This window comes from Streptomyces sp. NPDC031426 (genome assembly GCF_055581585.1).
Window position 1 is genome coordinate 298,389 of record NZ_JBVIJE010000009.1, and the last position, 11,997, is coordinate 310,385.

Below are 11,997 nucleotides of genomic sequence, written 5' to 3' on the forward strand. Positions count from 1 at the left end.
TCAAACTCTTCCTTATAATCGGAACCCACAGTTCCCCCACAGAGAAGATTCCCCCATGAAAACGCTCCTCGGACGCCGGACCCGCCTCCTGGCTGCCACCACCGCGACCGCCGGGCTGGTCCTCGTCGTGGCCGGCTGCTCCTCGAGCGGGGGGAGCGGCGGTGCCACCGTCAAGGGCGTCCACGTCGTCAAGGCCGGTCAGCTGACCACCTGCACCCACCTGCCGTACCCGCCGTTCCAGTCGGAGATCAACGGCAAGGTGCAGGGCTTCGACGTCTCCCTCATCGACCTCGTCGCCAAGAACCTCGGCGTCAAGCAGCAGATCGTCGACACGCCGTTCGAGAACTTCAAGACCGGCGCCTTCCTGAACTCCGGCCAGTGCGACCTGGCCGCCGCCGGCATGACGATCACGCCCGAGCGCAAGAAGAACGTCGACTTCTCCGACCCGTACTTCGAGGCCACCCAGGCCGTCCTCGTCGCCAAGAACAGCGGCATCACCTCGCTCGCCGACGTCAAGGCCAAGGGCAGGAAGCTCGGCGCCCAGGCGCAGACCACCGGCGAGGACTACGTCAAGGGCAAGGGCTACGACCCGATCTCCTTCGAGTCCTCCGACGCGGTCCTCAACGGCCTGCGCACCGGCCAGGTCCAGGCCGTCGTCATCGACTACCCGGTCGTCCAGGGCTGGCTGAAGGACAAGGCCAACGCGGACAAGTTCAAGGTCGTCGACAACCTCAAGACCGGCGAGCAGTACGGCTTCACGGTCAAGAAGGGCAACACGGCGCTGCGCGATGCCATCGACAAGGCACTGAAGGACGCCAAGGCCGACGGCACCTACAAGAAGCTCTACGAGCAGTGGATCGGGCCGTACCACGCCTCCGTGGCCTCTCTCGCCGCCTCATGACCGACGCGGACGTACAACTCCAGCCGAAGAAGCAGGGGCTGACGCGACGCCAGAAGCGCCGGCTGTCGCGCGGTGTCCAGTACGCCGTCTTCGTCGCCGCCGTGGTCGCCATCGCGGTCACGGCGGACTGGGGCCGGCTGCAGAACCAGTTCGCGCAGGGCGGCATCGCGAAGCAGATGTGGCCGGACGTCATCACGCTGGCGCTGAAGAACACCGTCCTGTACACGGTGTCCGGCTTCGTCCTCGGACTGGTGCTCGGCCTGGTCATCGCGCTGATGCGGCTGTCCTCCGTGGGGCCGTACCGCTGGGTGGCCGGCGTCTACATCGAGATCTTCCGCGGCCTGCCCGCCCTGCTGATCTTCGTCTTCATCGCGGTGGCCGTCCCGCTGGCCTTCCCGGGCACGGAGATCCCCGGCGGCACCTACGGCAAGGGTGCGCTCGGCCTCGGACTCATCGGTGCCGCCTACATGGCGGAGACGTTCCGCGCCGGCATCCAGGCGGTGCCCAAGGGGCAGATGGAGGCGGCGCGTTCGCTGGGCTTCTCGCCCGCCCGCGCGATGATCTCCATCATCATCCCGCAGGCTTTCCGGATCATCCTCCCGCCGCTCACCAACGAGCTGATCATGCTCTTCAAGGACTCCTCCCTGGTGCTGCTGCTGGGCGTGACCCTGGAGGAGCGCGAGCTGTCCAAGTACGGCCGGGACCTGGCGAGCACCACCGCCAACTCCACGCCGATCCTGGTCGCGGGCCTGTGCTATCTGCTGGTCACCATCCCGCTCGGCTTCGTCGCCCGCCGTCTGGAGGCCAAGGCCCAGAAGGAGATCAAGTGACCCGCCCCGAGATCCGCGTCCAGGACCTGCACAAGTCCTTCGGCGACAACCACGTCCTGCGCGGCATCGACCTGGAGATCGGCCGGGGCGAGGTCGTCTGCGTCATCGGCCCCTCCGGCTCCGGCAAGTCGACCCTCCTGCGCTGTGTGAACCTGCTGGAGGAGCCCACCAAGGGCCAGGTCTTCGTCGGCGGCACCGAACTCACCGACCCGGACGTCGACATCGACGCCGTACGCCGCCGCATCGGCATGGTCTTCCAGCAGTTCAACCTCTTCCCCCACCTCAGCGTCACCGAGAACCTCACGCTGCCCCAGCGCAGGGTCCTCAGGCGGGACAAGGCGACGGCCGTGAGGATCGCCGCCGAGAACCTCGCCCGGGTCGGCCTGGCCGAGAAGGCGGAGGCCTACCCCTCCTCCCTCTCCGGCGGCCAGCAGCAGCGCGTGGCGATCGCCCGGGCGCTGGCGATGGGCCCGGAGGTCATGCTCTTCGACGAGCCGACGTCCGCCCTCGACCCGGAACTGGTCGGCGATGTCCTCGCCGTCATGCGCATGCTCGCCCGCGAGGGCATGACGATGATGGTCGTCACCCACGAGATGAGCTTCGCCCGCGAGGTCGCCGACCGGGTCGTCTTCATGGACGGCGGCGTGATCGTCGAGGACGGCACCCCCGACCAGGTCATCGGCGACCCGCAGCACGAACGCACCCGCCACTTCCTGTCCCGGCTCCTGGACCCGGCGATGGCCGAGGTCGAGGAGGAGACCTCGGACCAGGTGGGTAAGGACCAGCCGTAGGTCGTTAAGGTGCAGAGCATGAGCGATGGCGCGGTGCTGCACGTGAAGGGGCGGGTCCTCGTCGGACCCGAGGACGTCCGCGACGAGCTGTGGGTGGTCGGGGGCCGGGTGACCTACGACCGCCCCGCCGGGGCCCGGGACGTCCGTACCGTCGAGGGCTGGGCGCTGCCCGGCCTGGCCGACGCGCACTGCCATGTGGGCCTCGGCCCGGACGGCCCGGTCGACGCGGGCACTGCCGAGAAGCAGGCGCTCACCGACCGCGATGCCGGCACCCTGCTGATCCGGGACGCCGGTTCGCCGTCCGACACACGCTGGATCGACGACCGCGAGGATCTGCCGAAGATCAAACGGGCCGGCCGGCACATCGCCCGCACCCGTCGCTACATCCGCAACTACGCCTGGGAGATCGAGCCGGACGACCTGGTCGCCTACGTCGCCCAGGAGGCCGAGCGCGGCGACGGCTGGGTGAAGCTGGTCGGCGACTGGCTCGACCGCGATCTCGGCGACCTCGCCCCCTGCTGGCCGCGCGAGGCGGTCGAGGCGGCCATCGCCGAGGCACACCGGCTCGGCGCCCGCGTCACCGCGCACTGCTTCGCGGAGAGCTCCCTGCGCGACCTGGTCGAGGCGGGCATCGACTGCGTCGAGCACGCCACCGGTCTCACGGACGACCTGATCCCGCTCTTCGCCGAGCGGGAGGTCGCGATCGTCCCCACCCTCGTGAACATCGCCACGTTCCCGCGGCTCGCGGACGGCGGCGAGAAGAAGTTCCCGCGCTGGTCGGCACACATGCGCCGGCTGCACGAGCGCCGCTACGACACCGTCCGCAACGCCTACGACGCCGGTATCCAGGTCTACGCCGGCACGGACGCCGGCGGCTCGCTGGCCCACGGACTGGTCGCGGCGGAGGTGGCGGAACTCGTCACCGCAGGCATCCCCGCCGTGGACGCCGTCTCGGCGGCGTGCTGGGGCGCCCGCGCCTTTCTCGCCGCCCCCAACCTCGTGGAGGGCGCACCGGCCGACCTCGTGGTGTACGAGGCCGACCCGCGCGCGGACGTACGGGTGCTGGCGGCACCGCGCCGGGTGGTGCTGAACGGGATCGTGATCGAGTAGGCGCGCAGGGGCGCAAGGGACCGTCGGGAACACCTGTGCCCGCTGATTCGAACCGACGTGCGGGAGATTCACGTTTGAGTGAAGTGACGCAGGATTGCTGACCGTTCACCCACAGTGCGTACAAGGTTGACGGGTCCCAAGCATGTTCCCACTGGGGGTCCCACCGCCTTGAACAGCAACAACTTCCGCATGCCCGCACGCCGACTCGCCGCCGCGGCGACGGTCACCGCCCTCGCGGCGGCGCCCGCGGTCCTCGGCGCGGGCGCCGCGCACGCGACCGGTGACCACGGTCGCGCCTCCGCCGTCGTCCTGCGCACCGGGCTCGACGTGTCCCTGCTCAACAAGACCGTCGACGTGCCGCTCGCCGTCTCCCTCAACGAGGTCCAGGCACCGCAGAGCGCCGACCGGACCGCGCTGTCCGCCCGGCTCGACGGCGTGGCCGACGGCAGGCCGTTCACGGTCCTCGGCGCGGACGTCGCCTCGGCGAAGGCCACCGTGACCGCCCGGCGCGCCGAGGGCTCGGTCCGGCTCGTCGACGCCAAGCTGCACGTCCCCGGCCTGCCCCTGCTGTCCCTGATCGAGGTCGGCACGGTCACCGCCAGGGCGACCTGCGAGGCGGGCAAGGCGCCCGTGGCCGACGCGAACGTCCTCGGCTCCGTCACCGTCCTCGGCAAGCGCGTCACCCTGACCGCCGGCGGCCCGAGCGAGGTCAAGGTGCCCGGCGTCGGCGAGGTCCGCCTCGACCTCGCCCAGCGGCGCACCACGACCCGCACGGCCGCCGCCACCGCCCTCGAACTCAAGGTCTCCGTCAACCCCTTGAAGCTCAACGTGGCCGACGTCGAAGGCACGGTCACCCTGGCGAAGGCCACCTGCGAGTCCCCGACCGTCCCGCCGAGCGGGCACCCGGTGCCGAGCCACGACCCGGCCGCCGGCGTGAAGCCCCAGGGAGCCCGACAGGACCTCGCGGAGACCGGCGGCAGCTCCGCGACCCCGTACATCGCGGGCGGCGCGCTGGCGCTGGTGCTGCTCGGCGGGGGAGCGGTGACGGTGGCCCGGCGCCGCAAGGGCTGAGTCACCTGCCGGTGCCGCTCCCCGCTCGGCCGTGCGGCGGGGGCTCGGCCGTCACGCCGGGTAGGGAGCGGCCTCCCGGCCCGAGCGGGTGGGCGAGGCGGAGCCCGGCTACCGGAGCGCGACGGACAGCGCCGACAGAAACCCGCTCACCGTGACCCGGTCCCGCACCGCCACCCGCACCCATTCCGCACCGAGCCCCGGAAACGTGTCCCCCCGCCGCACCGCATAGCCAAGCTCACGCAACCGGTGCCGTACCGCCGCGGCCCCCGGCATACGGACCAGCACGAACGGCCCCTCCGCAGGCCCCACCACCCGTACTCCCAGGGAGGCGAACTCCGACAGCCCCGCCACCAGATGGACCCGGTCCGCAGCGATGCGATGCGCCGCATGCCCCGCCTCCGCCAGCGCCCGCGGCGTCACACACGCCCGAGCGGCGGCCAGCGCGGGCGTGGACACCGGCCACAACGGCTGAGCCCGCTCCAGTTCGGCGATGATCTCCACAGGAGCCAGCACATACCCGATCCGCAGCCCGGCCAGCCCCCAGGTCTTGGTCAGACTGCGCAGCACGACCAGCCCCGGCACATCGGTCCGCCCGGCCAGCGCCTCCCGCTCACCCGGCACCGCGTCCATGAACGCCTCGTCGACCACCAGCACCCGCCCGGGCCGGGCGAGTCGGGCGATCGCCTCCGCCGGATGCAGCACCGACGTCGGGTTGGTCGGATTCCCGATGACCACCAGGTCCGCCTCCTCCGGCACCGCCGCCGGATCCAGCCGGAACCTGTCCTCCGCCCGCAGCAGCACCCGGTCCACGCTGTGCCCCGCGTCCCGGAGCGCCGCCTCCGGCTCGGTGAACTGCGGATGCACCACGACCGGTCGCCGTACCTTCAGCGCGCGGGCGAGCAGCACGAACGCCTCCGCCGCGCCCGCCGTCAGCAGCACCCGCTCCACCGGCAGCCCGTGCCGCGCCGCCACCGCCGCCCGCGCGGCCCGCCCGTCCGGATAGGCCGCGAGGGACGACAGCGAGCCGGCGATCTCCTCCCGCAGCCACGGCGGGGGCGTGTCCGCACGGACGTTGACGGCGAGGTCGGTCAACGCCGCCCCGTCGTCGCGCACTTCGGCGTCCCCGTGATGCCGCAGATCGTGCCCGGACCCAGTCCCGTCAGTGCGCATGGCTGTGCGAGTGCCCCCCGTGATGGTGATGCCCGTGACCGTGCCCGGAGCCGTGGTGGCCGTCGTCGTCCGGGTGGAAGTGCGGCTGCTGCGGCAGCCCCACCTTGTCCTCGAAGCCCGGCAGCGCGATCCGGTAGACGCACGAGTCGCAGTTCATGCGCAGATCGCCCTTGACAGCCTCCTCGTACCGCTCCGTCACCAGGTCCAGCAGCTCCGGCTCGGGTCCGATGACATCCGCCGACCGCACCTCGATCTCCGGGTGCGCGGCCGCCCACCCCTCGGTCTGCTGCCGCACCCGGTCCGGCAGGATCCCGGTGAACAGGAAGTAGGGGAGTACGACGATCCGCCGTGCCCCCAGCGCCGCGCACCGGTCCAGCCCGCTCGGCACGTCCGGCGCCGCCAGCGACACGAACGCCGTCTCCACCCCGGCGTACCCGCGCCCCTCCCACAGCAGCCGCGCCGCCTTGTAGACCTCGGCGTTGGCGTCGGGGTCGGTGGAGCCGCGCCCCACCAGCAGCACGGTCACATCGGCCCGGTCCTCGGGGCTCCTCGCGGCGGAGCCCAGCGCCTCGTCCAGCCGCCGCTCCAGCACGCTCAGCAGCGCCGGGTGCGGGCCCAGCGGACGGCCGTAGGTGTACGAGATGCCCGGGTGCCGTTCCTTCTCGCGGGCCAGCGCGGCCGGGATGTCGCCTTTGGCGTGCCCGGCGGACACCAGCATCAGCGGCACGGTGGCGAACCGGCGTACGCCCCGCGCCACCAGTCCGGCGACGACCTCGCCCAGCGGCGGCGCGGACAGCTCGATGAAGCCGCCCGCGACCGGCATGTCGGAGCGGAGCTGCAACTGCCGCACGAAGTCGCGGAACGCCTCGGCTCCGGCGTCGTCACGGGTGCCGTGTCCGGCGATGAGCAGGGCGGGCGGGGTGGTCACGAGGTCTCCTCAGGCGAAACGGGGTGGTACAGCAGGGCGTTGAGCGCGGCGGCGGCGACCGCCGACCCGCCCTTCTCGGACACGTTGCTCACGGCGGGCAGCCCGCTCGCGCGCAGCGCGGCCTTGGACTCGGCCGCGCCGACGAAACCGACGGGCAGGCCGATGACGAGCGCGGGGGAGGCGTCCAGGGTGAGCAGCTCCTCCAGGGCGGTCGGCGCGCAGCCGATCACCCACAGGGCGCCGGGTCCGACCTGCTCGTAGGCGAGCCGGACGGCATGGGCCGAACGGGTCAGCCCGGGGCCGGACGAGGCCTCCTTCAGCCGGCAGACCGTCTCCCGGCGGGTGATGCCGGCCGCGACCATCTCCACGTCCACGACGACCGGCGCCCCGGCGTGCAGCGCCGCGTGCGCCTTGACCAGGTCGTCCTCGGCCATGACGAGATCGGTCGCGTACTCCGGGTCGGCGGCGGAGTGGATGACCCGCTCCACCACCGCCCGGGTGAGCGGCGGGAAGTGCGAGGTGTCCAGGCGGGCGCGCAGCCGGCGGAAGGACTCCTGCTCGATGGGGTGGACCACACGGGCCACAGGGTTCACTGGGCGCCCTCCTGGGTGCGTTCCTGCCAGCGGTAGCCGCGCGGTGTCACCATGCGTCCCGCGATGATCCGGGTGGCCGTGTTGCCCACGGTGACGACCGTCATCATGTCGACCGACGCCGGATCCAGTTCGGCGAGGGTCGTGACCCGGCTCGACTCGTCCGGCCGGGACGCGTTGCGCACGACACCCACCGGCGTCGTCGGCTCCCGGTGCCCGGCGAGGATCGCGAGCGCCTTCGGCAGCTGCCAGTCGCGGCCCCGGGAGCGCGGGTTGTAGAAGGTGACGACGATGTCCGCCTCGGCCGCCGCCCGCACCCGCCGCTCGATGACCTCCCACGGCGTGTGCAGGTCGGACAGGCTGATGGACACGTGGTCGTGGCCCAGCGGCGCGCCCAGGACCGCCGCGGCGGCCAGCGCGGCCGTCACCCCGGGCACCCCGACCACGTCGATGTCGTCGGAGGCCTCGGCGAGCGCCGGGGACGCCATGGCGTACACGCCCGCGTCTCCGCTGCCGATCAGCGCGACCGCATGCCCCTCGCGGGCCTCGGCGACCGCCGTGCGCGCCCGCTCCTCCTCGGCGCCGAGCCCCGACTCCAGCACCCGGGTGCCGGGACGCAGCAGGTCGCGGATCTGGTCCACGTACTGGTCGAGCCCGACCAGCACCGAGGCCCGGCGCAACTCGGCCGCCGCCCGCGGGGTCAGCAGGTCCCGGGCGCCGGGCCCGAGCCCGACCACCGCGAGCCGCCCGCGCCCCGGACGCCGTACGACGGCACAGGTCGCCATGGCGGGGCGGCCGTGCGACTTCTTCTTGGGCACGAGGAGTTCGCCGCCGCGCACCAGAGCCGCCGCCTCCGCCACCGACGGCGTGCCGACGGCCGTGAGCGGCGCGTTTGACGGATTGGGCACCTCGACGGCGGCCAGTTCCTCGGCGGAGTACGTCACCAGCGGCACCCCCAGCCGCGCTGCGGCGGCCACGATGCCCGGCTCCTCGGACTTGGCGTCCACGGTGGCGAGTTCGGCCACGGACCGCGGCGAGAGCCCCGCCTCCCGCAGCGCGCCCTCGACCAGACCCAGCACCTCCTCCACCGGCGCGCCCTTGGAGGCGCCGACCCCGACCACCAGCGACGGCGGCCTCAGCAGCACCTCGCGCTCGCCGGGCTCGACGGCCCGGTCGGTGAGCCGGATCGTGTACGCCGCCTGAGCCGAGGTCGGCAGCGGCGGCAGCGGCCAGGCCAACTCGGCCTCCAGCGCGACCGGTTCACCGTCCAGCAGGGCGCGGGACACGGCCGCGACCGAGCCCTCGTAGGGCAGTCCCAGCGTGTCCAGACCCGCGAGCCCCACCGAGTCCGTCGCGGTCGTCACCACCGGCTCGGCACCGAGCAACTCACCGACTTCGCGGGCGAGTTCGTTGGCCCCGCCGCCGTGCCCGCCGACCAGCGACACCGCGAACCGGCCACCCTCGTCCACGCAGACCACACCCGGATCGGCCGTCTTGTCGCCCAGCAGCGGTGCGAGCAGCCGTACCACCGCACCCGTCGCCAGGAAGCACACCAGCTGCTCGCACTCGGCGAACGCGGACCGCACCGCCTCTTTGACGGGTCCCTCGTACACCCGCGTCCGGTCCGGCCAGGCCGCGGCCAGCCGGTCCCGTGCCGCCGCTCCCGCCGCGGTGGCGGAAATCAGGCCGATCACTGGAGAACTCCTTCACTAGGCACCGGGGTTCTGACGCCCCACAGCAGAAACACAGGATTGGTCGCCGCGAGCCGGGTCACGTCCCCGGGGAGCGGCGCCAGGCGCGAGGACTGCAGCAGCACCCCGTCGCAGGTGAACCCGGCGGCCGTGAGCGCCTCGCGGGCCGCCGGCACCCGGTCGACGGCGGCCATGGCGACGACGACCGCACGCCGGGCCCGCCGCGCGCACGCGCCCACGACGGCGGGCAGTTCACGCCCTCCGCCGCCGACGAACACGGCGTCGGGATCGCCGGCGAGCCCGGCAAGGACGTCCGGCGCCGAGCCGTGCACCACGTCCACGTCCACGCCGTGCGCGCGGGCGTTGGCGCGGATCCGCTCCACCCCGTCCGCCGCCTTCTCCACGGCGACGACGGCCGCGCCGAGCCGCGCGCACTCGACGGCCACGGAGCCGGAACCCGAGCCCACGTCCCACACCAGGTCGCCGAGGCGCGGCCCCAGCCGGGCCAGGGCGAGCGCCCGCACCTCGAACTTGGTGATCATGGAGTCACGGTGCGCGAACTCGTCCTCGTCCAGGGCCCACCGGGAAGGCCGCGCGGGAACCCCGGCAACCGTACGCACCGGCCCGAGCGCCCGTGCCTCGTCCAGACACAGCACCACGCTCACCGCCGTTCCCCAGTCCCGGGCCGCGGCCTCGGCCGGCGTGAGCCGTTCGACGCGCTCCTGCGCGGAGCCGAGCGCGGAGGCGACGACGAGGACCCGCCCGGGCACACCCGGGCCGTGCAGCAGAGCCGCGCCCAGTTCCGCCGGCCCCGCGCCCGGCCCCGTCAGCACCGCCACCTTCGGGCGCGCCCGGCACACATTGACCGCCGTACGCAGCTCCCGGCCATGCGCGCTGACCACCACGGCGTCGTCCCACGGCAGCCCCACCCGCGCGAACGCGGCGGCGACGGACGAGACCCCGGGCCGCACCTCCAGCCGCCGCGACCCGAACCGCTCGGCCAGCGCCCGCACGATCCCGAAGAACCCCGGGTCGCCGGAGGCCAGCACCACCACGGGAAGCTCTTTGTCGACATATTCGGCGATCGTGTCCAGGGCGGGTGCCAGCGGCCCGAGCACGATCCGCTCGGCGCCCGCCGGCAGCCGTACCGCGTCCAGGTGCCGGCGGCCGCCGACGACGAGGGCGGCCCCGGCGGGGAGATCCTCCGGAACCGGCGCCCCCGTCCCCGTGCCGACGACCGTGATCAACTGCTCGCTCCCCGCTCGCGCAGGGCCCGCCGGGCCTCGGGGTCGGCCTTGCGGTACCCGTGGAAGTGGCCGGGGTGGTACAGGTGCGAGCGGGTGCCGTGTGTGTCCAGCGCCGGGCCGACCAGGAAGAGCGTGTGCTTCCAGAGCCTGTGCTCCTTGACCGTCTCCTCCAGCGTGCCGACCGTGCACCTCACCACCAGCTCCTCCGGCCAGGTCGCCTGGTAGGCGACGACCACCGGGGTGTCCGTCGGATAGCCGCCCTCCAGCAGCTCGCGCACCAGCTGCCCGCTGCGTGCGGCGGAGAGGAAGATCGCCATCGTCGTACCGTGCCGGGCGAACTCCCGCACCTCTTCCCCGGGCGGCATCGGCGTCTTGCCGCCGCCCAGCCGGGTGAGGACGACGGACTGCGCGACCTCGGGGATGGTCAGCTCGCGGCGTGCGAGTGCGGCGACGGCGGAGAAGGCGGACACCCCGGGTACGACCTCGGTCTCGATCCCGATCTCGGCGCACCGGTCCAGCTGCTCCTGCGTGCCGCCCCACAGCGCCGGGTCGCCGGAGTGGATCCGCGCCACCTTCAGACCCTCGGCGTGGGCGCGCCGGTAGACGGCGACGACCTCCTCCAGGGGCATGGTCGCCGAGTCCAGGACCTCCGCGTCCGCACGCGCGTGTTCGAGGACCTCCGCCTGGACCAGGCTCGCCGCCCAGATCACCACGTCCGCCTCCGCGATGGCGCGCGCGGCGCGGAACGTCAGCAGATCGGCGGCGCCGGGGCCGGCGCCGACGAAGGTCACCTTGCCGGTGGGGGCATCGGCCATGGGAAGGGTCCTCTCGTACGGGAACACACATCAAAAGCGGGTGAAATGTCAGGGTCTGGCGGGATGCGGTCGGCGCCGGATGTGCGCGAAGGCGCCTCCATCGGATAGCAAGGGCCCATGGCGGTCTTCGTCGCGCTCGGCGCGTTCCTGATGACGCTGGCCGGCGGCTGGACGGCACAGCGCGTGACCGACCGTCGCCATCTCGTCCTGGGACTGGCCGGCGGCCTGATGCTGGGCGTGGTCGGCCTGGACCTGCTGCCGGAGGCACTGCGCGCCGCCGGCCGCGAGATCTTCGGCGTACCCGCCGCCCTGCTGCTGTTCGTGGCCGGCTTTCTCCTGGCCCACCTGGTGGAACGCACCCTGGCCGCCCGCCAGGCCGCGCACGGCGGCGCCGAGGGGCTGGGCCACCGGGCGCCCGAGGTGGGCCTGGTGGCGGCGGCCGCGATGGTCGGCCACAGCGCGATGGACGGCGTGGCCATCGGCGCGGCCTTCCAGGTGGGCGGCGGCATGGGTGCCGCCGTGGCGCTCGCCGTGATCGCGCACGACTTCGCCGACGGCTTCAACACCTTCACCATCACGAGCCTGTACGGCAACGCCCGCCGCCGGGCGATCGCGATGCTGGTGGCCGACGCCTGCGCACCCGTGCTGGGCGCGCTGTCGACCGCTTTCTTCCACATCCCCGAGGCGGCGCTCGGCGGCTACCTGGGCCTGTTCGGCGGCGTCCTGCTGTACCTCGCCGCCGCCGAGATCCTGCCCGAGGCCCACCACGAGCACCCAGCGCGCTCCACCCTGCTGTGCACGGTGGCGGGCGTGGCCTTCATCTGGCTGGTGGTGGGTCTGTCCGGCGGCTGAC

Annotated in this window: 12 protein-coding genes; 6 read left to right on the forward strand and 6 right to left on the reverse strand. The window is 73.2% G+C overall.

Annotated elements, in window-relative coordinates:
- Positions 1 to 55: 55 nt before the first annotated feature.
- The 5 genes from ACZ5NH_RS21275 (at position 56) to ACZ5NH_RS21295 (ending at position 4,703) form a co-directional block, all read left to right on the forward strand.
- A complete protein-coding gene (locus ACZ5NH_RS21275) occupies positions 56 to 901 on the forward strand; it encodes a transporter substrate-binding domain-containing protein (RefSeq protein ID WP_468777299.1) in 846 nt (281 codons plus the stop codon).
- Complete coding sequence (locus tag ACZ5NH_RS21280; protein ID WP_468777301.1) at positions 898 to 1,731, forward strand: amino acid ABC transporter permease; 834 nt, start codon at positions 898 to 900, stop codon at positions 1,729 to 1,731. Before ACZ5NH_RS21275 ends, ACZ5NH_RS21280 begins: the two co-directional genes overlap by 4 nt.
- On the forward strand, positions 1,728 to 2,522 hold the full coding sequence (locus ACZ5NH_RS21285) for an amino acid ABC transporter ATP-binding protein (RefSeq protein WP_468777302.1): 795 nt from the start codon (positions 1,728 to 1,730) through the stop codon (positions 2,520 to 2,522). Before ACZ5NH_RS21280 ends, ACZ5NH_RS21285 begins: the two co-directional genes overlap by 4 nt.
- 18 nt (positions 2,523 to 2,540) lie before the next feature.
- Entirely contained in the window at positions 2,541 to 3,632 is a 1,092-nt protein-coding gene (locus ACZ5NH_RS21290; protein WP_468777304.1) for an amidohydrolase family protein, read from the forward strand.
- Positions 3,633 to 3,800: 168 nt separating this feature from the next.
- A complete protein-coding gene (locus tag ACZ5NH_RS21295) occupies positions 3,801 to 4,703 on the forward strand; it encodes an SCO1860 family LAETG-anchored protein (protein ID WP_468777306.1) in 903 nt (300 codons plus the stop codon).
- 108 nt (positions 4,704 to 4,811) lie between these two features.
- Here the strand turns inward: ACZ5NH_RS21295 and cobC are convergent, their stop codons facing one another.
- Genes cobC through cobM form a run of 6 tightly spaced genes read right to left on the reverse strand, consistent with a single transcriptional unit; the run spans position 4,812 to position 11,144 of the window.
- Complete coding sequence (cobC, locus tag ACZ5NH_RS21300) at positions 4,812 to 5,873, reverse strand: Rv2231c family pyridoxal phosphate-dependent protein CobC (RefSeq protein ID WP_468777308.1); 1,062 nt, start codon at positions 5,871 to 5,873, stop codon at positions 4,812 to 4,814.
- A complete protein-coding gene (locus ACZ5NH_RS21305) occupies positions 5,863 to 6,801 on the reverse strand; it encodes a sirohydrochlorin chelatase (RefSeq protein ID WP_451554422.1) in 939 nt (312 codons plus the stop codon). The genes cobC and ACZ5NH_RS21305 overlap by 11 nt, the downstream gene beginning before the upstream one ends.
- On the reverse strand, positions 6,798 to 7,385 hold the full coding sequence (locus ACZ5NH_RS21310; RefSeq protein ID WP_468777412.1) for a precorrin-8X methylmutase: 588 nt from the start codon (positions 7,383 to 7,385) through the stop codon (positions 6,798 to 6,800). The genes ACZ5NH_RS21305 and ACZ5NH_RS21310 overlap by 4 nt, the downstream gene beginning before the upstream one ends.
- Before the next feature lie 5 nt (positions 7,386 to 7,390).
- The gene (gene cobJ, locus ACZ5NH_RS21315; protein WP_468777310.1) at positions 7,391 to 9,085 is read right to left on the reverse strand and encodes a precorrin-3B C(17)-methyltransferase; all 1,695 of its coding nucleotides are present in this window, start codon (positions 9,083 to 9,085) and stop codon (positions 7,391 to 7,393) included.
- On the reverse strand, positions 9,082 to 10,329 hold the full coding sequence (cbiE, locus tag ACZ5NH_RS21320) for a precorrin-6y C5,15-methyltransferase (decarboxylating) subunit CbiE (RefSeq protein ID WP_468777312.1): 1,248 nt from the start codon (positions 10,327 to 10,329) through the stop codon (positions 9,082 to 9,084). Before cbiE ends, cobJ begins: the two co-directional genes overlap by 4 nt.
- Entirely contained in the window at positions 10,326 to 11,144 is an 819-nt protein-coding gene (gene cobM / locus ACZ5NH_RS21325) for a precorrin-4 C(11)-methyltransferase (protein ID WP_468777314.1), read from the reverse strand. Before cobM ends, cbiE begins: the two co-directional genes overlap by 4 nt.
- 117 nt (positions 11,145 to 11,261) lie before the next feature.
- Between cobM and ACZ5NH_RS21330 the strand changes: the two genes are divergently transcribed.
- Positions 11,262 to 11,996, forward strand: a complete 735-nt coding sequence (locus ACZ5NH_RS21330; RefSeq protein WP_451554425.1) for a ZIP family metal transporter — start codon at positions 11,262 to 11,264, stop codon at positions 11,994 to 11,996.
- The last annotated feature ends 1 nt before the right edge of the window (position 11,997 follow it).

Excerpts from the sequence above, each read along its gene's own strand:
- ACZ5NH_RS21290 (WP_468777304.1), top strand. The coding sequence starts at position 2,541 with ATGAGCGATGGCGCGGTGCTGCACGTGAAGGGGCGGGTCCTCGTCGGA.
- ACZ5NH_RS21275 (WP_468777299.1), top strand. The coding sequence starts at position 56 with ATGAAAACGCTCCTCGGACGCCGGACCCGCCTCCTGGCTGCCACCACC.
- ACZ5NH_RS21280 (WP_468777301.1), top strand. The coding sequence starts at position 898 with ATGACCGACGCGGACGTACAACTCCAGCCGAAGAAGCAGGGGCTGACG.
- cobC (WP_468777308.1), bottom strand. The coding sequence starts at position 5,873 with ATGCGCACTGACGGGACTGGGTCCGGGCACGATCTGCGGCATCACGGG.
- cobM (WP_468777314.1), bottom strand. The coding sequence starts at position 11,144 with ATGGCCGATGCCCCCACCGGCAAGGTGACCTTCGTCGGCGCCGGCCCC.
- ACZ5NH_RS21330 (WP_451554425.1), top strand. The coding sequence starts at position 11,262 with ATGGCGGTCTTCGTCGCGCTCGGCGCGTTCCTGATGACGCTGGCCGGC.